This is a genomic window from Streptomyces sp. NBC_00461, from assembly GCF_036013935.1.
Taxonomy (GTDB): Bacteria; Actinomycetota; Actinomycetes; order Streptomycetales; family Streptomycetaceae; genus Streptomyces.
Genome location: NZ_CP107902.1, coordinates 8,371,953 through 8,396,949 on the forward strand (window position 1 = coordinate 8,371,953; position 24,997 = coordinate 8,396,949).

Sequence of the window (24,997 nt, forward strand, 5' to 3'; positions counted from 1 at the left end):
GATCGCGCCGCACCGTGGGGACGGGGGCGGCGCGCACCCCCCGGCCGGGTGGGACTCCTCTTGAGCGGAGGGAGTCCCGCCCGGCCGACTGTCGTCCTGGGCGGTGTCAGACCGTCTGGCCGTTGCCGCTGCCGGTCGACACCTTGATGCCCTGGGTGATCGTGTCGATGAGCGACTGCTTCTCGCCGACGTCGACACCGAAGCGGACCACCACGATCTGGGCCGCGTTCGCTGGCGAGGGGAACGCGAGGGACTCGACATAGCCGTCCGAACCCTTGCTGGTGACCGCCTTCCAGCGGACCAGGTAGCCCTTCTGCCCGGCGACCGTCACCGCCTTGGACTCCAGTTCGTCGTGCGAGGTGATCGCACCGTAGGTCTTGCCGCCGTAGGACTCCTCGGCGTTCGCCTTGATGTCGGCCTTGGCGACCGCCTCGGCCGTGGAGCCGGGGGTGCGCAGCGCGAGGGCCGGCGCCGAGTACGCGCCGCCCTTCGAGCAGGGCTGGGAGGGCTCCCCGGGGCACTTGTAGGAGTCGTTGGACGTGATCTGCGCGCCCGCCTGGAGTTGCTGGCCGTACCAGCCGTCCGGGATGGGCAGGCTGATGCCGCTCACCGCGTCGGTCACCGAACCTCTGGTGATCTTCGGCGCCTCGGACTGGCCGGGCGCGGGCGACCCGGAACCTCCCGATCCGCCGGACCCGCCCGAAGAACCGCCGTTGCCGCCGTTGCCTCCGTTCGAACCGCCCTGCCCACCGGGCCCGCCGCCCTGACCGCCCGGCCCCTGCGAGCTCGCGCTGCCGCCGCCCGAGCCGCCGCTGTCCGTCAGCGCCCACACGCCCACGCCGATGCTCGCGAGCACCGCAACGGCCACCGCGACGGCGATGCCCGTGCGCAGCCCGCGTCGCGGGGAGGCCGGTGGTTGCGCGGGAAACGCCGGATATGCCGGATACGCCGCTTGGGCCGAGTACGCCGGATCGGCCCCGGCCCCGGCCGTCGGCGACTGCGCCGGGGGACCCCATACGGCGGCCGACCCCGCGGGGCGGGTCTGGTCCGTCCATGCCTTGCCGTCCCACCAGCGCTCGCCGGCGGGACCCTCACTCGTCTGCCCCGGGTCGGGATACCACCCGGGAGGAGTCACCTGCGTCATGCCCCCACCGTATGAGGCGTCGGTGAAAGCGGGATGAGAGGATCCGGACTTCAGCCGAGGACCAGCCGCACGGGCGGCTCCGCGAGCGGTGCCGGCAGCCGCAGCCCGCCCCGCCCGGGCGTGATCGAACCGAGCACGCTCGGGTGCCGCGCCCCGGTGCTCGCGGGCTCGGTGCCCGGCAGACCGTGCCAGGTCAAAAACCCGAGCACCGCGAAGGCGTACGCCTCCTTCGCGTCCGCCGCCAGCCCCAGCTCGTCGGACGTGCGCACCGCCACCCCGGGCAGGCGCTCGCCCAGCATCCCCATGAGCACCGGATTCCGGGTCCCGCCACCGGACACGATCACCTCGGTGGCGCCGAGCGCGCGCACGGCGTCCGCGACCGTCCGGGCCGTGAGCATCGTCAGCGTGGCGACCACGTCCTCGGCCCTGAGCGTCCCGAACCCGGCCAGCGCGTCCCGCAGATACCCCAGGTGGAACAGCTCCTTGCCGGTCGTCTTCGGCGCGGTCAGCGCGTAGTACGGCTCCGCCAGCAACCGCTCCAGCAAGGGCTCGTGGACGCTGCCACGACCCGTACAGCCCCGCCGGCCCGGCGGCGCGAACTCCGTCACCACCGCCACCGCACCACCGAACTCACCGCCCGCGGACAGTCCCTGAAGCACCCTCAGAAACGTCAACAGCCACGGAGCCAGGGCCCCGACGCCGACGTACGTCGGCAGTGCCCCGATCAGCGTCGTCGCGACGGTCATCAGCACGATCACCAGGATCAGCACCGGACGGCGGCCGATCCGGTCACCGAGCCGCCCGAACAGGGCCGCCCCGACGGGCCGGAAGAAGAACGCCAGCGCGAACGACGCGTACGTCCTCACCAGCGCCTCCGCCTCGCCGCCGCCCTCCGGCGTGAAGAAGCGCGCGGCGATGACGGTCGCGAAGCAGCCGTAGGCCCCGAACTCGTACCACTCGACGAAGTTGCCCACCGAACCCGCCGCCAGAGCCCTTACCGTGGACGCATCCCGCACCGCCCGGCGTTGTCCGAAAAACAGCGTCATTTCAGCGCCTTTGACTGTCGGTTACCTTCACACACGCAGATCACAGGCTCCATGCGTCGCCCGCCTGCACCCGCTGTCACCCATCACGGCAACAGGTACCCGGACCGGCCTCCACTTCCGCGAGAGGACGGCTACGCTCGAGATCTGTACGTCGTTCGGGCGACTTGGGGAGGTAATGGGATGACGGAGGTCCGGCCCACGGAGGCCGCCTCGGCCTCCCTGTGGGAGCGCGACGAGGAAGTCGCCGCCGTCGTACAGGCGGTCGAGAACCTGTGCGCCGACCGCTCGTCCTCGGGCAGCCTGCTGGTGATCCGGGGCGAGGCGGGAATCGGCAAGACCGCCCTGCTGGCCGAGACCCGACGTATCGCCGAACGGCGCGGCTGCACCGTGTGGTCGGCCCGCGGCGGCGAGACCCTCAGGTCCGTCCCCTTCAACGTGGTACGCCAACTGCTGCAGCCCGCACTGCTGTCACTGCTGCCGGAGGAGGGACGCGAATACCTCGGCGACTGGTACGACATCGCCGGCCCCGCCCTCGGCCTCACGGAGCCCGGCGAACGCCAGGCCGACCCGCAGGGCGTGTGCGACGGCCTCGTCGCCGGGGTGCGCAGACTGGCCCGCCGGGACTATCCACTGGTCCTGCTGGTCGACGACGCGCACTGGGCCGACGGGGAGACGCTGCGCTGGCTCGCCGCGTTCGCCGAGCGGCTCGACGACCTGCCCGTCCTGGTCGTGGTCGCCAGGCGGCCCGGCGAGGCCAGCGGCGAGAGCGCCCGCCACCTCGAAGCCGTCGCCGCCGCCGCGGGCGGCCCCGACGCCACCCTCAGCGCCCTCACCCCGGACGCCACCGCCGGCCTCACCCGCGCCACCCTGGGCGCCCACGCCGACGCCCCGTTCTGCCGCGAGGTCTGGGCCGTCACCGGCGGCAACCCGTACGAGACCGTGGAACTCCTCGCCAAGGTCCAGGACAGCGAGCTGGAGCCGACCGAGAGCGCCGCCGCCGAACTGCGCGCCCTCAACCGCGCGGCCCGCGGCGGCGGTCTCGTCGCCCGCCTGGAGGAGCTCGGCATCGACGCCACCCGGTTCGCCTGGGCGGCGGGAATCCTCGGCACCGGCATCTCCGTCGACCTGGTGGCCAAGCTCGCCACCATGGGCCACGGCGACGCGGTGCGCTGCGCCGAACTGCTCAAGGACGCCCGCATCCTCACCGAACCCGACCCGGTGAGCGCCCAAGCCGCCGACGGCGAGCTGGAGTTCGTGCACCCGCTGATCGCCACCGCCGTCTACAACTCCATCCCGGACGCCCTGCGCACCGCCATGCACGGCATCGCCGCGCAGGTCGTCGCGGACTCCGGACTCGGCGCCGCCATGGCCTCCCGGCACCTCCTCCAGGTGCACCCGGACGACGACGAGGAACTCGTCGAGCAACTGCGCGAGGCCGCCCGCGAACACCTCGCCGTCGGCGCCCCGGACGCGGCCCGCCGCTGCCTGGAGCGCGCCCTGCTGGAACCGCCGACCTCCGACGTCCACGCGCGCGTGCTCTACGAACTCGGCTGCGCCACCCTGCTCACCGCACCCTCCACCACCATCGGCCACCTGCAGTCCGCGCTCGGTATGCCCGGCCTCGACGGCCACACCCGTGTCGACGCCGTCTTCCGCCTCTCCCAGTCCCTCCTCCACAACGACCAGATGGAGGAAGCCGTCCGCACGGTCGAGGCGGAGGCCGCCCGGCACGAGGCGGGCCCCGCCAGGATGCGGCTGCAGGCCGTGCAGTACATGTGGGAGGGCATCCACGCCGGCGAGTCGACCTCGCCCGGTCGCTCCCGGCGCCTGGCCGACCTCGCCAGCACCTGCACCGGCCGCGACAACTCCGAGCGCGCCCTGCTCATGCTGCGCGGCTTCGACGCCCTGATCCAGGGCGAGAACGCCGAGGAGGTCGTCGAACACTGCGACCGCGCCCTCGTCAACGGCCGCCTCGCACCGGGCCTCGGCTGGACCGACACCGAGTGGGGCATCGAACTCCTGCTGATGCTCGCCAACTCCTACGCCTTCAGCGACCGCCTCGACCGCGCCGACGCCCTCTACAACGAGGGCCTGCGCGCCTACGAATCGGCCGGCTGGAGCGGCGGCCACCTCTCCCTCGCCCATGCCTACGTCGGCCTCGGACACCGCAGGCGCGGCCGGCTCCGTGAGGCGGAGGCGTCCCTGCGCGAGTCGCTGCGCATCGCCGAGCGCGTCGGCCGCCGTCTGCCCCTGTACTGGACGGCCACCTGCAACCTCGTGGATGTCCTGCTCGCCCGCGGCCATGTCGAGGAGGCCTGGTCGATCGCCGAGCAGTACGGCTTCGCACCGCCCTACCCGTCCACCATCGTGATGCCGGACCCACGGTCGGTGCGCGGCAGGCTGCTGCTCGCCGTCGGCCGCACCAAGGACGGCATCAACGAACTGGAGGAGGCCGAGAGGGCGGCCGCCGCGCGTGGCCACCACAACCCGGTCGTCGTTCCCTGGGCGCTCGACCTCGCCCGCGCCCTCGCCACGGAGGATCCGGCTCGCGCGGCCCAACTCGCCACGGATGCCCGTCTGCAGGCCGAGCGGTTCGGCACGGACACGGCCATCGGTGAGGCGCTGAGGTGTGCCGCGGCGCTGGAGACCGGGCAGCGGGCGGTGCGGCTGGCTTCGCAGGCCGTGGCGTATCTGGAGGCCTCGCCCTGCCAGTACGAGCATGCCGCGGCCCGCGTCGAGTACGGCATCGCCGCACGGTCGGTCGCCGAGCTCAACCGGGGTCTGGCGCTTGCCCGTTCGTGCGGTGCGGATGGACTGGTGGCGCAGGCGCGGGAAGTGCTGGAGACCGGGCGAGGGCTGCGCTGATCGACACAGCCGCACAACGACGCGGCCCCGCCCCGTCAAAGGGCGCTACAGCGCCAGCAGTTGCTCGGTGACCGTCGACAGGCGTTTCTGCACTTCGTGGTCGTACGTCGACTCGTGCGCCCTCGACCGGCTCGTGCCGTCGAAGTAGCCGCCCGTGCCCCGGTCCTGGGTCGCGAGGGCCAGCACGCCTGGCGCCCCGTCGGCGACCGTGTTCCAGGGGGTGACGCCGCCCTCGCGCACCATCGCCGTGTCCATGAACGTCGCCGGGTGCAGGACGTTCACCGAGACACCGGTGTCCGCCAACTCCTCGGCAAGGGTGAACGTGTGGGCCGCCAGGGCGAACTTGGCGCGGCAGTACGCCGCGAAGCCGTCGTAGCCACGCCGGAACTCGACGTCGTCGAAGGCGAGGGGCTCCTGGCCGACCGAGCCGACGTTGACGATGCGCGCGGGAGTGTTCGCGCGCAGCACCGGCAGCAGGGCACGGGTCAGGACCACCGGCGCCAAGTAGTTCACGGCGAACCGGAGTTCGTGTCCGTCGGTGCTCAGCTCGCGCCCGGTGCCGGGCGCGCCCGCTCCGACGCCCGCGTTGTTGATCAGCACATCGAGGTCGGGATGCGCCTCGGCGACCTGCGCGCCCAGCTCGCGCACCTGCGTCAGCGAGGCCAGATCGGCGACGAACGGCTCGGCGTCGCCCTCGGCACGCAACTCGGCGACCAGCTCACGGGTCCGGCCCGGGTCGCGGCCGTGGGCGAGGACGACATGGCCGGAGCGGACCAGCTCGAAGGCGATGTACCGGCCGAGGCCGGAGGTGGCGCCGGTGATCAGGATGGTGGACATGCCTCCACCGTAGGCACGCGGGAGAGGCATGTGCGAGGTGCTGCTGAAGCTACGACCAGCAGGGTCACCCTCAGAGGTCGTCGTCCTCCGCCAGCACCCGCTGGGCCGCCGCGAACGCCGAGTTCGCCGCCGGGACCCCGCAGTACACGGCCGTCTGCAGCAGCACCGCACCGATCTCCTCGGGCGTGAGGCCGTTGCGCCGCGCCGCCCGCACGTGCATGGCCAGCTCGTCGTAGTGCCCGTGCGCGACCAGAGCCGTCAGTGTGATCATGCTGCGTTCACGGCGCGAGAGGGTGGGGTCGGTCCAGATCTCGCCCCAGGCGTAGCGCGAGATGAAGTCCTGGAAACGGGCGGTGAAGGGCGTCTGCCGGGCCTGCGCCCGGTCCACGTGCGTGTCACCGAGCACCTCGCGCCGCACCTCCATGCCCCGCTTGGCGCCCCCGCCGAGGTGCGTACGGAGGGCCGTCAGCACGGCCTCCGGGCACTGGGCCGGCGCCAGGTGCGCGGCCCCTGGCAGCTCCACGAGCGCGGCACCCGGCACCGCGTCCGCGATCTCCCGCAGATGGGGCGGCGGGGTCGCCTGGTCCTCGCGCCCGGCGATCAGCAGCGTGCGCGCGGAGATCTCCGCGAGCCGGTCGCGCACGTCGAAGGCGGCCAGCGCGTCACAGCAGGCGGCATACGCGTCAGGGTCGGCGTCCCGCTGGTCCCGCACCAGCTCCGGCACGGTGAAACCGGGCGTGAACCACCTGGCGTCGGCGCTCTCCACGAGCGACCCCACCCCTTCGCGCCGCACCAGCTCGGCCCGCTCCTCCCACGGCTTCGAGCCGTTGAAGTGCGCCGACGAGCAGATCACGGCCAGCGACGACACCCGCTGCGGGTGATGCAGCGCGAGATGCAGGCCGACGGCACCGCCGAGGGACACACCCGCGTAAGCGAACCGCTCGATGCCGAGCGAGTCGGCGAGCGCGAGCACCAGGTCGGCGAGGTCACCGACGGTCGCGCCCGGCCCGATCAGTCCGGGCGCCGAACCGCCGTGCCCGGGCAGGTCCCAGCGCACCACGCGGTGGGCGATGGACAGCTCGGGCGCCACCCTGTCCCACAGGGCGTACGACGTCCCGAGCGAGGGCCCGAGCAGCAGCGGAGGAGCGGAAGTGGGCCCCTCGGCACGGTGGTTGAGGAGTTTCTCGGTCAACGTCGCTCCAGAGCACGGTCGGTGAGGGCTCCGGCGGAGCCGGTGTAACGGGCGGGATCGGTGAGCTCGGTAAGGTCGACGTCCTTCAACTCGGGCTCGTCGGCGAGCAGTTCGTGCAAGTGGCGGCCCTCGGAGTAGGTGCGCCTGGCCAGCTCGGTCAGCAGCGTTCTGGCGCGGGCGCGGCCCAGCACGGCGGCCAGCTCCGCCGACAGTCGCTCCGAGACGATCAACCCGTGGGTGAGGCCGAGGTGTTCACGCATCACGTCCGCGTGCACCCGTAGCCCTTCGGCCAGTTCGGCGGCGTCCCGGGCGGCACCGCCGACCAGACGCAGCAGATCCCTGAGCGGCTCCCACTCGGCGTGCCAGGCCCCCGCCGGACGCTCGTCCTCGGCGGTCATCGACCCGTACAGCGTGGCCGCGAGCTGCGGTGCCCGCCGGGCCGCGGCGACGATCAGTGTGGACCGTACGGGATTCGCCTTGTGCGGCATGGCGGAGGAGCCGCCCCCGCTGCCCTCCGTGACCTCGGCGATCTCGGTGCGCCCGAGGACGAGCACATCCGTCGCGATCTTGCCCAGGGCTCCGGCCGTGAAGGCCAGGCAGCCGGCGAGATCGGCGACCGGGGTGCGTAGGGTGTGCCAGGGGAGGAGCGGTGCGCCGAGGCCGAGTTCGCGGGCGAAGGCCGCTGTGAGGTCCGCGGTGTTCCGGCTGCCGTAGGCGGTGAAGGCCGCCAATGTCCCGGCCGCACCGCCGAGTTGGACGGGCAGGCCGCTCCGTACGCCGATGACTCGGTCGCGTGCGTCGAGCACCAGCGACCGCCAGCCGGCCGCCTTCACCCCGAACGTCGTCGGTACGGCGTGCTGGGTGAGCGTCCGTCCAGGCATCGCGCTGTCGCGGTGGACGGCCGCCGACCGGGCCAGTGCCCGTTCGGTGCGTGCGAGGTCGGCGAGGATCAGGCCCAGGGTGCGCACGGCGACCAGCATCGTCGCCGTGTCCATGATGTCCTGGCTGGTCGCGCCCCGGTGGACGTAGGGCCCGTACTCCTCGCCGACCGCCTTCGTCAGATCGGCGACCAGGGGGATGACCGGGTTGCCGCCCGAGCGGGCCCGCTCGGCGAGGGAGCGTACGTCGAAGCGGTCGGCGTGCGCCGCCTCGGTGACCGCCGTCGCCGCCTCGGCCGGGACGAGCTCGCAGGCTGCCTGGGCCCGAGTGAGGGCGGCCTCCGCGTCGAGCAGGGCCTGCAGATACGCCGTGTCGGCCGTCGCGGAAGCGGCAGGAGAGCCTGCCCACCCGGGGGCGAGCAGGCCGGTGTCGTCAGGATCGACTGGGGGAGTCACCGGAACTCCAGGAAGACCGTCTCGCCCTCGCCCTGAAGTCGGATGTCGAAACGGTATGTGCCCCTGCCCTCGTCCTTCGCGATCAGCGTGTCGCGTCGCTCCTCGTCCAGCCCGGCCAGCAGCGGGTCGGCGGCGAGTGCCGCCTGGTCACCGGGCAGATAGATCCTGGTGAACAGGTGCACCAGCAGCCCGCGCGCGAACACGCACACACTGAGGTACGGGGCGCTTTGCCCGCGCGCGCCCGGACGCAGCGTCCGCGCGTACCAGTGGCCGTTGGCGTCCGTCTGGATGCGCCCCCAGCCGGTGAACTCGACGCCGTTGCGGCCCAGGTAGCCGCCGCTCGCCGGGTCGCGCCGGATCGAGCCGTCGGTCTGCGGAATGTTGCCGTCGGGGTCCGCGCCCCACAGTTCCACGAAGGCGTCGGGCAGGGGCTTGCCCTCACCGTCGTACACGTACCCCTCGACGGTGACCGTGTCCGGGTGGCCGACCGGGGCGATGTCGCCGCCGCCGGGGAAGGGCAGGGCGTGGCCGTAGAAGGGGCCGACCGTGTGCGACGGGGTCGGCAGGACGGTTTCCGGACGGCTCGTGTCGATCTTCGTCATGGCAGGTCAGCGCCCTTCTTCGATCCAGGTGGCGTGCGGCCCGTCGAGCACGATGTCCCAGCGGTAGCCCATCGAGAACTCCGGCACCGACAGGCTGTGGTCGTACGTGGCGACCAGCCGCTGGCGGGCCGCGTCGTCGGTCACCGACTGGATGATCGGGTCGTACGGGAACAGCGGGTCGCTCGGGAAGTACATCTGCGTCACGAGCCGCTGCGTGAACGCCGAACCGAACAGAGAGAAGTGGATGTGGGCCGGCCGCCAGGCGTTGAGGTGCTGACGCCACGGGTACGGGCCCGGCTGCACGGTCGTGAAGTGGTAGTGCCCGTCGGCGTCGGTCAGCGTGCGGCCGACACCCGTGAAGTTCGGGTCCAGCGGAGCGTCGTGCTGCTCGCGCTGGTGGGCGTAACGGCCCGCCGAGTTCGCCTGCCAGATCTCGACCAGCTGGCCGCGGATCGGGCGGCCGTCCCGGTCGAGGAGCCGGCCGGAGACGGTGATGCGCTCACCGATCGGCTCACCGGTGTGCTGGCGGGTGAGGTCGTTGTCGATCTCGGTGATGTCCCGCTCGCCGAAGGCGGGGGAGGACAGCTCCACCAGCTCCGGGTCCTTGCTGACGTCGATGGAGACCGGCGGCTGGTGGGGGTGGCGCAGGACGGAGGAGCGGTACGGCGCGTAGTCGCGGCGCGGCTGGTGCTCTACGGGCGCGCCGTCGGCGATCCGCTTCTCGTACGCGGCGTGCTCGGCCGCGATCTCCTGGTCGATGTCGTGCTGGGTGAGAGTCATTGGGGTTCCTCGGGGGTTCCGCGGGGGGTTCTCAGCGTTCCAGGACGAGGGCGAGGCCCTGGCCGACGCCGATGCAGAGGGTGGCGACGCCGGTGCCGGAGCCGCGGCGGGCGAGTTGGTGGGCGACGGTGCCGGCGAGGCGGGCACCGGAGGCGCCGAGCGGGTGGCCGAGGGCGATGGCGCCGCCCTGGGGGTTGAGGATCGCCGGGTCGAACTCGGGCCATTCGGCCACGCAGCCCAGCACCTGGGCGGCGAAGGCCTCGTTCAGTTCCAGGACGGACAGGTCGTCGAAGGTCCTGCCCGCCTTGGCGAGGGCGCGGTTGACGGCTTCGACGGGGGCGAGGCCGAAGTAGTCCGGGTCGACTGCGTGCACACCGGTGGCCGACACACGGGCCAGGGGTTCGCGGCCGACCGCTTTCAGGCCCTCCTCGTCGACCAGCAGGAGGGCGGCGGCGCCATCGTTGAGCGGCGAGGCATTGCCGGCCGTCACGGTGCCGTTCTCGGTACGGAAGGACGGCTTGAGCCTGGCCATCGCGGTCAGGGAGGCGTCCGCGCGCACCGACTCGTCGGCGCCGAGAACGACCGGGTCGCCCTTGCGCTGCGGGATCGCCACCGGGGCCAACTCGGCGTCGAACAGGCCCTGTTGCTGAGCCGTCGCCGCCTTCTGGTGGGAGGCGAGCGCGAACTCGTCCTGCTGCTCCCGGCTGATCTTGTGCTTGTCGGCGATCCGCTCGGCCGACTCGCCGAGCGGGATGGTCCACTGCGGGTTCATCGCCGGGTTGACCATCCGCCAGCCCAGGGTGGTCGAGTACAGCTCGGTGTGGGCGGCGGGGAAGGGCCGGTCGTTCTTGGGCAGGACATAGGGGGCGCGGGTCATCGACTCCACACCACCGGCCACCGCGATGTGGGCGTCGCCGACGGCGATGGCGCGGGCCGCCTGGATGACCGCCTCCAGGCCGGAGGCGCACAGGCGGTTGACGGTGACGCCGGGCACGGAGGTCGGCAGGCCGGCGAGCAGGGCGGCCATGCGGGCGACGTTGCGGTTCTCCTCGCCGGCGCCGTTCGCGTTGCCGAAGTACACGTCCTCGATCCGGGAAGGGTCCAACTCCGGTGTACGGGCGAGGAGTTCGCGCAGGGCGTGGGCGGCCAGGTCGTCCGGGCGGACGCCCGAGAGGCCGCCGTTGTAGCGGCCGATCGGGGTACGCACCGCCTCGACGATGTAAACCGTGTTCACAGCAGGTCCTCCGCGATCGTCAGCTTGGCGGCGGTCTTGGCGATGACGTCGTCGACGCGCACTCCGGGGGCGACCTCGGTCAACACGAGCCCGTCCGGTGTCACGTCGATCACCCCGAGATCGGTGATGACCCGGTTCACACACGCCTTGCCGGTGAGCGGCAGCGCGCACTCCTGAAGGATCTTCGGTGAACCGTCCTTGGCGGTGTGGGTCATCACCACGATGACCGTGCGGGCCCCGTGCACCAGGTCCATCGCTCCGCCGATCCCGGTGACCAGCTTGCCCGGGACGGCCCAGTTGGCCAGATCGCCCGTCGCCGAGACCTGCATCGCGCCCAGCACGGCCACATCGATGTGCCCGCCCCGGATCATCGAGAACGACAGCGCCGAGTCGAAGAAGGACGCGCCCGGCAACACCGTCACCGTCTCCTTCCCGGCGTTGATCAGATCCGGGTCGACCTGGTCGTCCGTCGGATACGGACCCGTGCCCAGGATCCCGTTCTCCGACTCCAGGATCACCTCCACACCCGGCGGGAGATAGTTCGGGATCAGCGTCGGCAGACCGATGCCGAGATTCACGTACTGACCGTCGGCCAGCTCCCGGGCGGCCCGCCCGGCCATCTGCTCGCGGCTCCAGGCCATCAGCTGCTCACCGTCCGCTGCTCGATCTTCTTGTCCGCCGCCTGCCCGGGAGTCAGGGCGACCACCCGCTGCACGAAGATCCCCGGCAGATGCACGTGATCCGGGTCGATCCCGCCCGGCTCCACCAGCTCCTCCACCTCGGCGATCGTCACCCTCCCGGCCATCGCCGCCAGCGGATTGAAGTTCCTGGTCGACTTGTTGAACACCAGATTCCCGTGCCGGTCCCCGCGCGCGGCCCGCACCAGCGCGAAGTCCGTCCGGATGCCCCGCTCCAGCACGTACTCGGTGCCGTCGAACTCCCGCACCTCCTTGGGCGGGGAGGCCAGAGCGACGCCTCCCTCACCGTCGTAGCGCCAGGGCAGCCCGCCGTCGGCGACCTGGGTACCCACACCCGCGGGCGTGTAGAAGGCGGGGATGCCGGCTCCGCCCGCGCGCAGCCGCTCGGCAAGGGTGCCCTGCGGAATCAGCTCCACCTCCAGTTCGCCGCCCAGATACTGCCGGGCGAACTCCTTGTTGCCGCCGATGTAGGAGCCGGTCACCCGGGAGATCCGCCCCGCCGCGAGCAGCACCGCGAGACCGCTCTCCATCGCCCCGCAGTTGTTCGACACGACTCTGAGCCCCGCCACACCCCGCTCGTAGAGCGCCTGGATGAGCACGTTCGGCACACCACTCAGCCCGAAACCGCCTACCGCCAGCGACGCGCCCTCCGGCACATCGGCCACCGCCGCACCGGCCGTGGCCACCACCTTGTCCATCCGTGAAGCCCCATCCCGTCCGAGCGCCCGGTCACGAGTTAATCAGGGCACTGAGTATTTCGGTGAAGTTTCCTTCACGCTGTCACTGTCGCGGCGAAGCGTCAAGACCCCGGAGAATTACAAGGTCAGAGGTGCGTGCAGGACTGGAGACAGTCGACAGGACGTCCAGGTATCGTTCAGTGCACCAACGAATTCGACCTCGGGAGCGCACATGGCCGCGGTGGACCTCACCACCCACCCCGGGCACCTGGCCCGGCGGCTGCAGCAGGCCCACTACCTGCTGTGGAACACGATGGTCTCGGAGGAGATCACCTCGCCGCAGTTCGCGGTCCTGAACGCGCTCGTCGCCGAGCCGGGCCTGGACCAGCGCACGGTGGGCGAGCGGGTGGGGCTCGACCGGTCCACGATCGCCGAGGTGATCAGCCGGCTCGGCCGCCGCGGGCTGCTGGACAAGGTGCGCGACCCGCAGGACGGCCGTCGTTTCCTGCTGCGCCTCACCGACGACGGCGTGCGCACCCACCGCAAGCTGACCGTGCGCACGGCCCGGATGAACCAGGTCTTCCTGGCGCCGCTGTCCGCGAAGGAGCAGGCGGTCTTCTTTGATCTCATCCGACGGGTCGCCGACGCGGCCGAGGGGCTCCGCAACCCGGCGGAACCCCTCGTGGCGCAGGGGTGAGCGCGCCGCGCTGATCACGAGGCCTGTGCCAGCACCACCCACACCTGGCCCTTCGCGAAGTTGACCGGCTTGCCGTCCTTCGTCGTGAACTCGGTGCCGTCCGTGGCCTTCCCGCGCTCCCAGTTGACGTCGTAGGCCCGCCCGTCGCGCAGGACCTGCGCCGTCCCGGAACCGACCGTCTCGGTGTAGGGCGTGTTGTTGCCGAGGACGTCGTGGAAGGCCGACTTGTGCATCCTCACGTACTGCACGACGACCGTCGCCGGGGTCACGCGCTTCCCCTCGGCCGTCACGGTGGGCGTCCCGTCCATCGCCACCAGGTAGCGGTGGAGGTTCGCGGACCAGGTGAACGTGAAGCCGGCGGCCGGGTAGCGGACCGTGCGGGTGTTCGCCGACTTGCCGCCGGCGGGCGCGGCGCCGTAGCGGAAGCCGGTCGTGAGCGCGTCCGCGCCGGGCGCCGACTTCATCAGACGGGCGGGGCGCAGATAGAGGTTGTGCGGGGCGGCCCTGCCGGGACCGCGGAAATAGGCGTCCGACACCTTCGCGGGCGTCTCCGCCTGCAGTGGCGCGTCGTCGATGAGCGGCAGCAGCTTGTGCTGCGCTCCGGAGAAGGCGAGCAACGGGTCGTGGAACTGGCGCAACAGTTCCAGATCCGACTCGCGGGCACTGCGCACCGGCCCGACGACCCTCGGCAGCGTGCCGGCGTACACCGCCATCAGACGGCTCAGCCCGCCCTCGACCTGTTCCGCGTACACGACGTCCGCCGCGTCGAGCCCGGTCTGGGGCCGGGCCCCGGGCGCGTTGTCGATCTTCACGGCGAGTACGGAGCCCTTGGCCACGGGGCTCTTGCCGACGGCGCTCCTGTCCGGGGCCGGGGTCGGCGTGTGCGCGCGTCCGTCGTCCGCCGGGCCGTGCCCTCCCGTGCAGCCTGCCGCCAGCACGGCCGTCACCGTGGCGGCCAGCATGGCCACCGTCGTCGAGGCGCGTCGCGGGCGCCCCTTCCGTCTCATGCTCACCGTGGCATCACATCCCGTGTCAATGATTGTGCGCTTATACGTTCATTGGTGGCCATACCCGCTCGGTTCTGATTGCGCGCGTTGAATACGCCCATTGGCCCCTGAACCTGCTTCGGGATGCGGCCGCCCGGGTACCCGGGGCGGCACCGCAGGACCGGACACACCGACGCGACAGAGGGAGCCCGACGCGATGAAGGCTGTGACCTGGCAGGGAAAGCGGGACGTACAGGTGGAGGACATGCCCGATCCGAGGATCCAGGAGCCGACCGACGCGGTCATCCGCATCACCTCGACAGGCCTGTGCGGCTCCGATCTGCACCTGTACGAGGTGCTCACACCGTTCATGACACCGGGCGACATCCTCGGACACGAACCGATGGGCATCGTCGAGGAGGTCGGCGCCGGGGTCCCGGACCTCGCCGCGGGCGACCGGGTCGTGGTGCCGTTCCAGATCGCCTGCGGCGACTGCTGGATGTGCCTGACCGGGCTGCCGACGCAGTGCGAGACGACCCAGGTGACCAGTGAGGGCATGGGCGCCGCCCTGTTCGGCTACACCCGTCTGTACGGCGCGGTGCCGGGTGCCCAGGCCGAGTACCTGCGCGTGCCGCAGGCGCAGTTCGGCCCGATCAAGGTCCCGGACGGGCCGCCCGACGACCGTTTCGTGTACCTCTCCGACGTACTGCCCACCGCCTGGCAGGCGGTCGAGTACGCGAGCGTCCCGGAAGGCGGCAGCGTCGCCGTGCTCGGCCTCGGGCCGATCGGTGACATGGCCTGCCGGGTCGCCCAGGTGCGCGGCGCCGGACAGGTGTTCGGGGTGGACCTGGTGAGCGAACGGCTGCGCCGGGCGCACGGGCGCGGCGTAGAGACGTTTGACCTCAGGAGCTTCGACAACGAGAAGGAGCTGGTCACGGCCATCCGCGACCGGACCGACGGCCGCGGCCCGGACGCCGTGATCGACGCCGTCGGCACCGAGGCACACGGCAGCGCGGCCGCACGCCTGGCCCAGCAGGCCTCGGCCATGCTGCCCCGGAAGATCGCCGGCCCGTTCGCCGAGCGCTTCAGCATCGACCGGCTCGCCGCCCTGCACACCGCCATCGAACTGGTGCGCCGGGGCGGCACCATCTCGCTCAGCGGCGTCTACGGCGGCACGGCCGATCCGCTGCCGCTGCTGACCCTGTTCGACAAGCAGATCCAGATCCGCATGGGCCAGGCCAACGTGCGCCGTTGGAGCGACGAGATCCTGCCGTACATCACGGACGAGGACCCGCTCGGCGTCGACGACTTCGCCACCCACCGGCTGCCCCTCACGGACGCGCCGCACGCGTACGAGATGTTCCAGCGCAAGCAGGACGGCGCGGTCAAGGTGCTGATGACGCCCTGAGTCACGCGGGGGAGTTGAGGATCTCGTCCAGGTCGTAGCGCACCGGCTCTTCCAGCTGCGCATAGGTGCAGCTCTCGGGGGTCCGGTCCGGGCGCCAGCGGCGGAAGCGCGCCGTGTGCCGGAAACGAGCCCCGTTCTCCATGTGGTCGTACGCCACCTCGGCCACCCGCTCCGGCGTGAGCGGCACCCAGGACAGGTCCTTCTTGCCCGACCAGCGGCTGGGGGCGCCGGGCAGCCGGGCCGTCTCGTGTGCCGCCTCGTCGGACCAGGCGGCCCACGGGTGGCCCGAGGCGTCCTGAAGGCGCAGCGGCTCCAGCTCCTCCACCAGCTCCGCGCGCCGCTTCATCGCGAACGCGGCCGACACCCCCACGTGCTGCAGGGTGCCCCGGTCGTCGTAGAGGCCGAGCAGCAGTGAGCCCACGACCGGGCCGCTCTTGTGGAAGCGGTAGCCGGCGACGACGACGTCCGCCGTGCGCTCATGCTTGATCTTGAACATGGCGCGCTGGTCCTGGAGATAACGCAGGGTGAGCGGCTTGGCGATGACACCGTCCAGGCCCGCTCCCTCGTACTGCTCGAACCACTGCCGCGCCACGTCGATGTCGGTCGTCGCGGGCGCCACATGGACCGGGGCCGTGACGCCCTCCAGCGCCCTGACCAGGAGGCCGCGCCGGTCGGTCAGGGGCACGTCGAGCAGCGACTCGCTGTCCAGCGCGAGCAGGTCGAAGGCCACGAGCGACGCCGGGGTCTTCCCTGCGAGCATCCGCACCCGGGAGTCGGCCGGGTGGATGCGCTCGGTCAGCGCGTCGAAGTCCAGCCGCCCCTCCCGAGCGATCACGATCTCGCCGTCCAGCACGCAGCGCTCGGGCAGCCGCTCCTTCACCGCCGTCACCAGCTCAGGAAAGTACCTGGTCAGCGGCTTTCCCGTACGGCTGCCCAGCTCGACCTCGTCGCCGTCGCGGAAGACGATCGCCCGGAACCCGTCCCACTTCGCCTCGTACTGCATGTCCGGCGGGATCTTCGCCACCGACTTGGCGAGCATCGGCTTCACGGGCGGCATCACCGGGAGATCCATGCCTAGATTGTGCTCGCATACGCGATGAATCGCCCGGTATGCGAGGTGTACGAGGTGCGCCTACCGTGGCCGCATGGGCGAAGCGGTGGAACTGGAGGCGGGCGGCCGCACCGTCCGGCTGTCCAGCCCGGACAAGATCTTCTTCCCCGAGCGCGGTTTCACCAAGCTGGACCTCGCCCGGTACTACGTCGCCGTGGGCCCCGGCATCCTGCGCGCCCTGCGCGACCGGCCCACCACCCTGGAGCGCTACCCGGACGGCGTGACGGGTGAGAACTTCTTCCAGAAGCGGGCGCCCAAGAACATGCCCGACTGGATCCCGACCGCCCACATCACCTTCCCCAGCGGTCGCAGCGCGGACGAGATGTGCCCCACCGAGGAGGCCGCCGTCGTGTGGGCCGCCCAGTACGGCACCCTCACCTTCCACCCCTGGCCGGTGCGGCGCGCCGACGTCGACCGCCCCGACGAACTCCGCATCGACCTCGACCCACAGCCCGGCACCGACTTCGACGACGCCGTCCGCGCCGCCCACGAACTGCGCGCCGTCCTCGACGAGTTCGGCGGCCTGCGCGGTTTCCCCAAGACCTCCGGCGGCCGCGGCCTGCACGTCTTCGTGCCCATCGAGCCGCGCTGGACCTTCACCCAGGTCCGGCGCGCCGCCATCGCGGTGGGCAGGGAACTGGAGCGGCGGATGCCGGAGCAGGTGACCATCAAGTGGTGGAAGGAGGAGCGGGGCGAGCGCATCTTCGTCGACTACAACCAGACGGCCAGGGACCGCACCATCGCCTCCGCCTACTCCGTACGCCCCCGCCCGCACGCCCCCGTCTCGGCGCCGCTGCGCTGGGACGAGGTCGGGGTCGCCCATCCGCAGGACTTCGACATCGCGACCATGCCCGCGCGCTTCGCCGAACTCGGCGACGTGCACGCGGACATGGACGAGCACCGGTTCTCACTGGAGGATCTGCTCGAACTCGCCCGCCGCGACGAGCGCGATCACGGGCTGGGCGATCTGCCCTACCCGCCGGAGTACCCGAAGATGCCGGGCGAGCCGAAGCGGGTGCAGCCGAGCAAGGCGAAGAAGGCCTCCCCGAAGAAGGCCTCCGCGAAGGAGGCGCCCCCGGCCGAGGCGCCTCCGTCGGGACCTACAGCTCCTTGATCCGGATGTCCCGGTAGGAGATCACGTCCGTCGTGCTGTGCACCTGCAGTCCGATGTAGCCGGAGGCGAACCGCCGCCCGTCCGTGCCCGGGTCGTCCGAGCGCGGCGGAGAGAAGTCCTGGCCGCCGGTGTTGTCGAACTCGTTGATCAGCACGCCGTCGCGGTAGACCGAGTAGTGCTGGTCGACCACGCGGATCTCGTAGTCGTTCCAGGTGCCCTTCTGGGTCACGCCCGCACCGGCGAGCCCGACCCGGTCGAAGCCGTAGACCGAGCCCGTCTTGTACATGTCGCCGTCGGGCCGGTCGAGCACCTGGACCTCGTGCCCGTACTTGATGGCCGCCCACTCCGGCCGTGACTCCTCCGGATGGTCGTGGATCCAGGGGAAGCGGACGAGCACGCCCGAGTTGGCGTTGCCCGTGCCCGGAGCGTCGTCCCGCCACTGGAGGCGGAGGGAGAAGTCCCCGTACTTGCGCTGCGGGAACCACAGCATGCCCAGGCCGTCCGTGGCGGTGCCGCTGGTGATCGAACCGTCGGCGTTGAGGCCGAACGAACCGCCTCCCACCTGCTCCCACTTGGCGAAGGAGGCCGCGCTCCCGTCGAGGATCGGGCGGTAGCCGTCGGTCTGGCCGGGCTTGCCGATCCCGGACTGTCGGGCCGCCTTCCGGACGGCGTCGTACTCGCGCCGGTCTACGACCCCTTCCCTGACCAGCTTGTCGAGGACCGTCTTCACGTGCTTGAGGAACAGCGCGTTCGACGTCCACTCCTTCTCGTCCTCGATCAACTCGTTGATCCGGCACCGGTTGTCGGTCACCCGGTTCGGCACACCCGAGTCGACCGTGCCCACGAAGACCGTCAACCGCTCGTCGTGCTCCGGGCAGTTGGGTGCCGGGACCCCGCCGCCGGGCACGACCGTGAAGCTCACCGTGAGCGCCGCCGACGTGTTCCCGGCCTTGTCGCCGGCCCGGTAGGCGACGCTGTGGGTACCGGCCCGGTCGACGACCACGGGCGCGCTGTAGGCCAGGTAGGGCCCGCCGTCGAGCGAGTACTCGACGCCTGCGACGCCCGAACCGCCCTCGTCCGTGGCGCTCACCGTCACCTTGGCGCTGCCCACGTACGCCCCGTCGGAGTTGCGAGTGCCGCCGACGGTCGCACCGGTCACCGGCGGGGTCGTGTCCTGCGCGGGAGCCGCGACCACCGTGAACTCGACGCTCTTCTCGGCCGACACGTTGCCCGCCTTGTCGGTGGCGCGGTAGCGCACGGCGTGTGTGCCGGGCTGGTGCACCATCACGGGCATGGTGTACGGCTGCCAGGAGCCGGAGCCGACCGCGTACTCGATCGTGTTGACGCCGGACCCGGTGTCGGAGGCGGACACGGTGACGGTGGCCATGTCGACATACGCCCCGTCGGCGTTGCGCTCACCGCTGACCGTCGCCGAGGTCTGCGGCGCTGTGGTGTCGTCGGTCGGTGGTGCGACGACCGTGAACTCGGCGCTCTTCTCGGCGGACACGTTGCCCGCCTTGTCGAGGGCCCGGTAGCGGACCTTGTGGCTCCCGACCTGATCGACGACGACCGGGGCGGTGTACGGCTGCCAGGCACCCGTGTCCCCGATCGCGTACTCGATCCGGTCGACGCCGGAGCCGCCCGCCTCGTCGGTCGCGGTGATCGCCACGCTCGCCGACCCTACGTACTCGCCCTGCGCGTTGCGCGTGCCGGTCACCTGGGCTGTCGTCCCGGGGGCTGTGGTGTCCTCGCCGCCGCCCCCGGTCACCACCAGGATGCCCTGCATCTGCCCGTGACCGGGGATGGTGCAGTGGTAGAAGTAGCGGCCCGGGGTGAGCGTGACCTCGGCGGTGTGGCGGCCGCCCTGGTCGTCGTTCGGGTTGGCGAGGATGTTGAGCCGGACGTCGTTGTTGTACTCCGGGTCCGACGTCTCGAACGTCAACGTGTGCGGCATTCCGGTGGTGTTGCCGGTCGCCGCGCTGTTCTCGAAGACGATGGTCGCCGTACCCGCGACCGCCGTCGTCGGCGCCGAGACGTACTGGGTGATGCCGTCGCCCGCGGTCCAGGTGAGCACCTGAGCGGCAGCGGCGGCGGGGGCCGTCCGTTCGGGCTGTGCGCCGGCGGTCGTCCGGAGCCCCAGCATCATGAGCAGGCCGGCCAACAGGGCTGTCAGGGCTCTTCGCTGCCGCGTCACCGGCCTCATGACCGGCCTCCTCTCGCCAGCTGACCTGCGGCCGGAGTGGGCCCGCCGCCCGTGTAAGTGACCCGCCACAGCGCCGACTTGGAGTCCGAGGTGAAGAAGCCGCGCCCGTAGTCGAGGACGTACAGCGCCCCGTCCGGACCGAACTTCCAGTCCATGAGGTTCTTGATCCCGTCGTTGCCGATCGGCACGATCTTCTTCAACGACTCCGAGTGCACCGGCAGACCGCCCTCGCCCTGCGTCCTCGGATCGGTCACGACCGCGTTGCGCGGCTGGTCGGCGTCGTAGAAGTCACCGACGAACCACTTGCCGTCCCAGTACGAGGGCCACTTGGCCGAGCTGGTACTCGCCGCGTCGTAGCGATAGACCGGTCCGTTCATGGCCGCCTGGCCGCCGCCCTTGAGCCACGGCAGCAGATAGGTGGCCTCGTCCTGTTTGTAGGAGGGGACACCGTTCGCGTCGCGCGGATAGTCCGGGGCGCCGCCCTGGGGCGAGTACCAGATGTTGTTGCCGGTGACCGGGGGGAGCTGGACGAGGCCGTCGTTGTTCGGCGACTCGTTCCTCGGGTGGTCGCAGTCGTACCAGCCGAGCGGCTTCGACGGGTCCGGCAGATTACGGTCCCGGTAGGGCTGCTTGTTGCCCATGCAGTACGGCCAGCCCCGGTTGCCCGCCTTGGTGATGACGGCGAACGTGTCGTACTTGGCCGGCCCCCAGGTCGTCGACGGCGCGCCCGCGTCCGGACCGACCCAGCCCGCGTAGAGGGCGTCCGTCTGCTTGTCGACGAAGATGCGGGCGGGGTTCCTGACCCCCATCACATAGATCTCGCCGCGCGTCTTGCCGCCGCCCTCGTCGGTCTCCCTGCCGGTGAAGAGGTTGCCCGCGGGGAGGGTGTACGTCCCGTCGGGCTCCGGGTGGATGCGCAGGATCTTGCCGTTGAGGTTGTGGGTGTTGCCGGCCGTGCGGCGCGCGTCGGCGAAGGACACGCCCTTGTAGCTGGGCTGCGGGTTGTTGCCGGAGTAACCGTCGCTGAAACCACTGGAGTTGTTGTCACCGGTCGCGATGTACAGGTTGCCCTTGGAGTCCCAGGTCATCCCGCCGCCCGCGTGACAGCAACTGTGCACCTGCACCGGCCACTTGAGCAGCACCTTCTCGCTGCCCAGGTCCAGCCTGTTGGTGGCGAGGTCCAGTGTGAAGCGGGAGACGCGCCGCTCGGCGGTCTGTGTGTCGCGGTTCAGCTGCGAGTGGGGCGTGTAGTGCAGATACACCCAGCCGTTCTGCTCGAAGCCCGGGTCGAGCTCGATGCCGAGCAGACCCTCCTCGACCTTGGTCAGCTCGTCGCCGCCGCCCTTGTTGCCGAAGACGGTCAACTCGCCTGCCAGGGTCACCTTCTTGGTCTTCGGATCGTAGACATGGACCTGTCCCTTGCCCTTGCCGACGTCCGGGTTGTTCCAGTCGGTGATCACGGGCTGGGAGGAGTCGGCGCCGCCGCGCCCGATGTAGAGCACGCGTCCGTCGGGCGCGGTGACCAGGCCGTGCGGCTCACCGATCTGGTCGCTGAGGCCGGGCCGGTTGGGCTGGGTGAGGCGCTCCGCCTTGTAGTTGGCGTTGATCGTGGCCTTGCAGTCGGCCTGCACCAGCCGGGTCGTCCACAGCAGCGCACCGCGCAGATGGTCACGGAAGTCCGTCTCGTCGTACGACGCCACCGTGCCGCCCATGCCCGTGTAGAAGGAGCGCCCGCCGTCATAATCACGGCACCAACTGACCGGATGGTCCCAGCCGTTGGCGCTCGCACCCGGCTTGTACGTCGACTCGCGCACCCGCGCCACGGTGTGCACGTCGCCGGACGGGTTCTTCACCCAGTTCGGCCACAGATCGGGGCGCTTCCATTGCAGCGGCAGGTCCTTGGTCGCCGGATGCTGCCGGTCGCCGACCTCGACGACCGCCCGCTGCACGGCGGTTGGACTGGAAGCGGCCGGCCTGGCGCCGACCAGACCGGTGAACCAGTCGGAGTACGGCTCCGCGCGCGCCGCGTCGTGGACACCGACGAACCCGCCGCCCGCCTCCATGTACGCCTCGAGTCCCGCCTCCTGCTCCGGGTCGAGGATGTCCCCGCCGCCGGTCAGGAACACGATGGCGTTGTAACGGCCCAGCCTGGTCCCGTCGGTGAAGACCTCGGCGTCGTCTGTTGCCTCGGTGCTGAACCGCTGGTCCGCGAGCCCCGACAGGCCGATCTTCTCGATCGCCTCGATTCCGGCGTTCACGACCGGTGACTCGTCCCCGGCCGCCGCGGAACCGTAGAAGACCAGCACCCGTACCTGCGCGCCGCCCGGAGGCGACGTGACGGACATCGTTGTCGCGGACGGCTCGGGCGCCGGGCGCGCGTTCGCGACGGGGCCCGACAGCAGCCCGGCGCCGAGGACCCCGGCCGTCACGGTGGCCGCCCAGGCCCGTCTTCTCGTGTGTCTCGTACTTCCTGCGCTCAACCCTCGTAAGTGCATGGGCACCTCCTCGGTCACAGCAACAACGCCAAGGAAGCTAGACCCCTTTGCATGACTCGCCAATACCTATGACCGCAGTGGCACGAACTTTGTCCCCGGTGTGGATAAACGGCTCGGCGGCCGGTACCGTCTCACAGGTTCATCACAGGTACGTCTCCGCACATCCCGTAACGACGTGGGGAGTTGGGTTCCGCATGGACAGACCAGGCTTCGATCGGCGGCGTGTGCTGCTGGGAGGTGCGGCCGTCGCGACATCGTTGTCGCTGGCCTCCGAGGCCGCCGGCGCCCCCGTGCCGGCCAGGACCGCACCGGCCGGGGGAGAGGTCAAGCGCATCAGGCTGTATGCCGAGAAGCTCGCCGACGGGCAGCTGGGCTACGGCTTCGAGAAGGGCAGGGCATCGATCCCCGGCCCACTCATCGAACTCAACGAGGGCGACACCCTCCATATCGAGTTCGAGAACACCACGGACGTGGCCGCCAGCCTGCACGTCCACGGTCTGGACTACGAAGTCTCCAGCGACGGAACGAAGTTGAACAAGAGCGACGTCGAACCCGGCGGCACCCGCACCTACACCTGGCGCACCCACACCCCCGGCCGCCGCTCCGACGGCACCTGGCGGGCGGGCAGTGCGGGCTACTGGCACTACCACGACCATGTCGTCGGCACCGAACACGGCACCGGCGGCATCCGCAAGGGCCTCTACGGCCCCGTGATCGTCCGGCGCAAGGGAGACGTCCTGCCGGACCGCACGTACACGATCGTCTTCAACGACATGACGATCAACAACCGGCCGCCGCACACCGGACCCGACTTCGAGGCCACGGTGGGCGACCGGATCGAGTTCGTGATGATCACGCACGGCGAGTACTACCACACGTTCCATCTGCACGGACATCGCTGGGCCGACAACCGCACCGGCATGCTCACGGGCCCGGACGACCCGAGCCAGGTCATCGACAACAAGATCGTGGGTCCGGCCGACTCCTTCGGCTTCCAGGTGCTCGCGGGGGAGGGCGTCGGGGCGGGCGCGTGGATGTACCACTGCCATGTCCAGAGCCACTCCGACATGGGGATGGTCGGGCTGTTCCTGGTGAAGAAGCCGGACGGCACGATTCCGGGATACGAGCCCCACGAGCACGGGGCGGCGCACCGGCACTGACGGGCTCCGGCGGCCGCCCGCCGGGCCGAGAGCGCTCTCACCTCCTCGCCCACGCGGAGCTATCCTGATCCGCAGCCGCCGAGGAGGAGCCCGAAGTGACCGACACAGCGCCGCGCCCCACGCTGGAGGCCGTGGCCGCCAGGGCGGGTGTCTCCCGGGCCACCGTCTCACGTGTGGTGAACGGCGGGGACGGGGTCAGGGAACCCCTCGTCGCCCGGGTCCGGCGCGCGGTGGAGGAACTCGGGTACGTGCCCAACCAGGCCGCCCGCAGCCTGGTGACGCGACGACATGACGCCATCGCCGTGGTCATCGCCGAGCCGGAGGCCCGCGTCTTCGCCGACCCCTTCTTCGCGCTTCAACTCCGCGGCATCAGCAAGGAGTTGACGGCCCAGGACAACCAGCTCGTGCTCCTCCTCACCGAGGGCCGGGACGATCACGTCCGCGTCGGCCGCTATCTCGCCGGAGGCCATGTCGACGGCGCGCTCGTCTTCTCTCTGCACCTCGACGACCCGCTGCCCGGCCTGATCCAGCATGCCGGTGTGCCGACCGTGTTCGGCGGCCGGCCCGGCTGGAGCGACGGCCGCGACGGCCGCGGCAGCGCGGTGTACGTCGACTGCGACAACCGCGGTGGCGCCCGTGAGGCCGTACGCCATCTCGTGGGCCTCGGCCGGACCCGGATCGCGCACATCACCGGCCCCCTCGACCAGACGTCCGCGGCGGACCGGCTCGACGGGTTCCGGGACGTCATGGTCGACGCCGACCCCAAGCTGATCGTCGAGAGCGACTTCACCCCGGGCGGGGGTGAGCGGGCGATGCGGCAACTCCTGGACCGCCGGCCCGACGTGGACGCCGTGTTCGCCGCCAACGACCTCACCGCCGCGGGTGCACTGCGTGTGCTGCGTGAGCGGGGGCGTGGGGTGCCCGACGATGTCGCCGTGATCGGGTTCGACGACATGCTGCCGGTCGCCGAGCAGACCGATCCGCCCCTCACGACGGTCCGTCAGGACATCGAGGAGATGGGGCGGTTGATGGCGCGGCTGCTGCTGCGGCGCGTGGGCGCACGTGTCGGCGCCGGGGCGGGGGAGCAGGGTGTCGCTGAGGCGCCGGCCAGCGTGGTACTGCCGACGACGCTGGTACGGCGCGCCTCCGCGTAGCGCTCCGCTGGTGGGGCCGCGATGGGCCGTCTGCCGTCTGCCGTCTGCCGTCTGCCGTCTGCCGTCTGCCGTCTGCGGGTCCGTGGTGGCTGGTTGCGCAGTTCCCCGTGCCCCTGGGGGGTTGTGGTGCGGCGTGTCTCCTTGTGGCGCTCTGTGGGTGGGGGCGCGGTGGGGCGGTTGTCGTCTGCGGGTTTGTGGTGGCTGGTCGCGTAGTTCCCCGCGCCCCTAGGGGGTTTTGGTGCGGCGTGTCTCCTTGTGCG

General features: G+C 71.2%; 20 protein-coding genes. 6 read left to right on the forward strand and 14 right to left on the reverse strand.

Going from position 1 to position 24,997, the window contains the following annotated elements; genetic code table 11:
- Window positions 1–106: 106 nt before the first annotated feature.
- Both OG870_RS38795 and OG870_RS38800 read right to left on the reverse strand, forming a co-directional pair.
- Window positions 107–1,144, reverse strand: a complete 1,038-nt coding sequence (locus tag OG870_RS38795) for a DUF2510 domain-containing protein (protein ID WP_266591582.1) — start codon at window positions 1,142–1,144, stop codon at window positions 107–109.
- 50 nt (window positions 1,145–1,194) lie between these two features.
- A complete protein-coding gene (locus OG870_RS38800) occupies window positions 1,195–2,190 on the reverse strand; it encodes an anhydro-N-acetylmuramic acid kinase (protein ID WP_266843177.1) in 996 nt (331 codons plus the stop codon).
- A gap of 180 nt (window positions 2,191–2,370) precedes the next feature.
- On the opposite strand from OG870_RS38800, the gene OG870_RS38805 reads away from it, so the two are divergent.
- Entirely contained in the window at window positions 2,371–5,055 is a 2,685-nt protein-coding gene (locus OG870_RS38805) for an ATP-binding protein (RefSeq protein ID WP_266591586.1), read from the forward strand.
- A gap of 45 nt (window positions 5,056–5,100) precedes the next feature.
- On the opposite strand, the gene OG870_RS38810 is transcribed toward OG870_RS38805, so the two are convergent.
- From OG870_RS38810 to OG870_RS38845, 8 genes are all read right to left on the reverse strand, one after another.
- A complete protein-coding gene (locus OG870_RS38810; RefSeq protein WP_266591587.1) occupies window positions 5,101–5,892 on the reverse strand; it encodes an SDR family NAD(P)-dependent oxidoreductase in 792 nt (263 codons plus the stop codon).
- 70 nt (window positions 5,893–5,962) lie between these two features.
- Complete coding sequence (pcaDC, locus tag OG870_RS38815; protein ID WP_266843174.1) at window positions 5,963–7,084, reverse strand: bifunctional 3-oxoadipate enol-lactonase/4-carboxymuconolactone decarboxylase PcaDC; 1,122 nt, start codon at window positions 7,082–7,084, stop codon at window positions 5,963–5,965.
- Complete coding sequence (gene pcaB / locus OG870_RS38820) at window positions 7,081–8,418, reverse strand: 3-carboxy-cis,cis-muconate cycloisomerase (RefSeq protein ID WP_266843172.1); 1,338 nt, start codon at window positions 8,416–8,418, stop codon at window positions 7,081–7,083. The genes pcaDC and pcaB overlap by 4 nt, the downstream gene beginning before the upstream one ends.
- A complete protein-coding gene (gene pcaG / locus OG870_RS38825; protein WP_266591593.1) occupies window positions 8,415–9,020 on the reverse strand; it encodes a protocatechuate 3,4-dioxygenase subunit alpha in 606 nt (201 codons plus the stop codon). Before pcaG ends, pcaB begins: the two co-directional genes overlap by 4 nt.
- Window positions 9,021–9,026: 6 nt before the next feature.
- Window positions 9,027–9,800: a protocatechuate 3,4-dioxygenase subunit beta gene (pcaH, locus tag OG870_RS38830; protein WP_266591595.1), complete on the reverse strand. Its 774-nt coding sequence runs from the start codon at window positions 9,798–9,800 to the stop codon at window positions 9,027–9,029.
- 31 nt (window positions 9,801–9,831) lie between these two features.
- Window positions 9,832–11,034, reverse strand: a complete 1,203-nt coding sequence (locus tag OG870_RS38835) for a thiolase family protein (protein WP_266591597.1) — start codon at window positions 11,032–11,034, stop codon at window positions 9,832–9,834.
- The gene (locus OG870_RS38840; protein WP_266529395.1) at window positions 11,031–11,675 is read right to left on the reverse strand and encodes a CoA transferase subunit B; all 645 of its coding nucleotides are present in this window, start codon (window positions 11,673–11,675) and stop codon (window positions 11,031–11,033) included. Before OG870_RS38840 ends, OG870_RS38835 begins: the two co-directional genes overlap by 4 nt.
- Window positions 11,675–12,430: a CoA transferase subunit A gene (locus tag OG870_RS38845; protein ID WP_266591599.1), complete on the reverse strand. Its 756-nt coding sequence runs from the start codon at window positions 12,428–12,430 to the stop codon at window positions 11,675–11,677. Before OG870_RS38845 ends, OG870_RS38840 begins: the two co-directional genes overlap by 1 nt.
- A 211-nt stretch (window positions 12,431–12,641) precedes the next feature.
- Between OG870_RS38845 and OG870_RS38850 the strand changes: the two genes are divergently transcribed.
- Window positions 12,642–13,106 (forward strand): MarR family winged helix-turn-helix transcriptional regulator, encoded by a 465-nt coding sequence (locus OG870_RS38850; protein WP_266529401.1) that lies wholly within the window; start codon window positions 12,642–12,644, stop codon window positions 13,104–13,106.
- 14 nt (window positions 13,107–13,120) lie between these two features.
- Here OG870_RS38850 and OG870_RS38855 read toward each other — a convergent pair whose 3' ends face one another.
- On the reverse strand, window positions 13,121–14,113 hold the full coding sequence (locus OG870_RS38855) for a DUF3048 domain-containing protein (protein ID WP_327691965.1): 993 nt from the start codon (window positions 14,111–14,113) through the stop codon (window positions 13,121–13,123).
- Between the two features lie 196 nt (window positions 14,114–14,309).
- On the opposite strand from OG870_RS38855, the gene OG870_RS38860 reads away from it, so the two are divergent.
- Window positions 14,310–15,500, forward strand: a complete 1,191-nt coding sequence (locus OG870_RS38860) for a zinc-dependent alcohol dehydrogenase (RefSeq protein ID WP_327691966.1) — start codon at window positions 14,310–14,312, stop codon at window positions 15,498–15,500.
- 1 nt (window position 15,501) lies between these two features.
- On the opposite strand, the gene OG870_RS38865 is transcribed toward OG870_RS38860, so the two are convergent.
- The gene (locus tag OG870_RS38865) at window positions 15,502–16,572 is read right to left on the reverse strand and encodes an ATP-dependent DNA ligase (RefSeq protein ID WP_327691967.1); all 1,071 of its coding nucleotides are present in this window, start codon (window positions 16,570–16,572) and stop codon (window positions 15,502–15,504) included.
- Window positions 16,573–16,645: 73 nt separating this feature from the next.
- Between OG870_RS38865 and ligD the strand changes: the two genes are divergently transcribed.
- On the forward strand, window positions 16,646–17,725 hold the full coding sequence (gene ligD / locus OG870_RS38870) for a non-homologous end-joining DNA ligase (RefSeq protein ID WP_266591603.1): 1,080 nt from the start codon (window positions 16,646–16,648) through the stop codon (window positions 17,723–17,725).
- On the opposite strand, the gene OG870_RS38875 is transcribed toward ligD, so the two are convergent.
- Together OG870_RS38875 and OG870_RS38880 are read right to left on the reverse strand one after the other, a co-directional pair.
- Window positions 17,712–19,928 (reverse strand): OmpL47-type beta-barrel domain-containing protein, encoded by a 2,217-nt coding sequence (locus OG870_RS38875; RefSeq protein ID WP_327691968.1) that lies wholly within the window; start codon window positions 19,926–19,928, stop codon window positions 17,712–17,714. The genes ligD and OG870_RS38875 overlap by 14 nt on opposite strands.
- Window positions 19,925–22,423 carry a ThuA domain-containing protein gene (locus OG870_RS38880; protein WP_327691969.1) on the reverse strand — a complete coding sequence of 833 codons (2,499 nt, stop codon included), beginning with the start codon at window positions 22,421–22,423 and terminating at the stop codon, window positions 19,925–19,927. Before OG870_RS38880 ends, OG870_RS38875 begins: the two co-directional genes overlap by 4 nt.
- 194 nt (window positions 22,424–22,617) lie before the next feature.
- Between OG870_RS38880 and OG870_RS38885 the strand changes: the two genes are divergently transcribed.
- Entirely contained in the window at window positions 22,618–23,583 is a 966-nt protein-coding gene (locus OG870_RS38885; RefSeq protein ID WP_266591609.1) for a multicopper oxidase domain-containing protein, read from the forward strand.
- A 95-nt stretch (window positions 23,584–23,678) separates the two neighbouring features.
- Complete coding sequence (locus OG870_RS38890; RefSeq protein WP_266843159.1) at window positions 23,679–24,737, forward strand: LacI family DNA-binding transcriptional regulator; 1,059 nt, start codon at window positions 23,679–23,681, stop codon at window positions 24,735–24,737.
- Window positions 24,738–24,997: the final 260 nt, after the last annotated feature.

Bases quoted from the DNA above. Each gene is read 5' to 3' on its own strand.
- OG870_RS38795 (WP_266591582.1), bottom strand. From the start codon at position 1,144: ATGACGCAGGTGACTCCTCCCGGGTGGTATCCCGACCCGGGGCAGACG.
- OG870_RS38800 (WP_266843177.1), bottom strand. From the start codon at position 2,190: ATGACGCTGTTTTTCGGACAACGCCGGGCGGTGCGGGATGCGTCCACG.
- OG870_RS38805 (WP_266591586.1), top strand. From the start codon at position 2,371: ATGACGGAGGTCCGGCCCACGGAGGCCGCCTCGGCCTCCCTGTGGGAG.
- OG870_RS38810 (WP_266591587.1), bottom strand. From the start codon at position 5,892: ATGTCCACCATCCTGATCACCGGCGCCACCTCCGGCCTCGGCCGGTAC.
- pcaG (WP_266591593.1), bottom strand. From the start codon at position 9,020: ATGACGAAGATCGACACGAGCCGTCCGGAAACCGTCCTGCCGACCCCG.
- pcaH (WP_266591595.1), bottom strand. From the start codon at position 9,800: ATGACTCTCACCCAGCACGACATCGACCAGGAGATCGCGGCCGAGCAC.
- OG870_RS38840 (WP_266529395.1), bottom strand. From the start codon at position 11,675: ATGGCCTGGAGCCGCGAGCAGATGGCCGGGCGGGCCGCCCGGGAGCTG.
- OG870_RS38845 (WP_266591599.1), bottom strand. From the start codon at position 12,430: ATGGACAAGGTGGTGGCCACGGCCGGTGCGGCGGTGGCCGATGTGCCG.
- OG870_RS38850 (WP_266529401.1), top strand. From the start codon at position 12,642: ATGGCCGCGGTGGACCTCACCACCCACCCCGGGCACCTGGCCCGGCGG.
- OG870_RS38855 (WP_327691965.1), bottom strand. From the start codon at position 14,113: ATGAGACGGAAGGGGCGCCCGCGACGCGCCTCGACGACGGTGGCCATG.
- OG870_RS38860 (WP_327691966.1), top strand. From the start codon at position 14,310: ATGAAGGCTGTGACCTGGCAGGGAAAGCGGGACGTACAGGTGGAGGAC.
- OG870_RS38865 (WP_327691967.1), bottom strand. From the start codon at position 16,572: ATGGATCTCCCGGTGATGCCGCCCGTGAAGCCGATGCTCGCCAAGTCG.
- ligD (WP_266591603.1), top strand. From the start codon at position 16,646: ATGGGCGAAGCGGTGGAACTGGAGGCGGGCGGCCGCACCGTCCGGCTG.
- OG870_RS38875 (WP_327691968.1), bottom strand. From the start codon at position 19,928: ATGAGGCCGGTGACGCGGCAGCGAAGAGCCCTGACAGCCCTGTTGGCC.
- OG870_RS38880 (WP_327691969.1), bottom strand. From the start codon at position 22,423: ATGCACTTACGAGGGTTGAGCGCAGGAAGTACGAGACACACGAGAAGA.
- OG870_RS38885 (WP_266591609.1), top strand. From the start codon at position 22,618: ATGGACAGACCAGGCTTCGATCGGCGGCGTGTGCTGCTGGGAGGTGCG.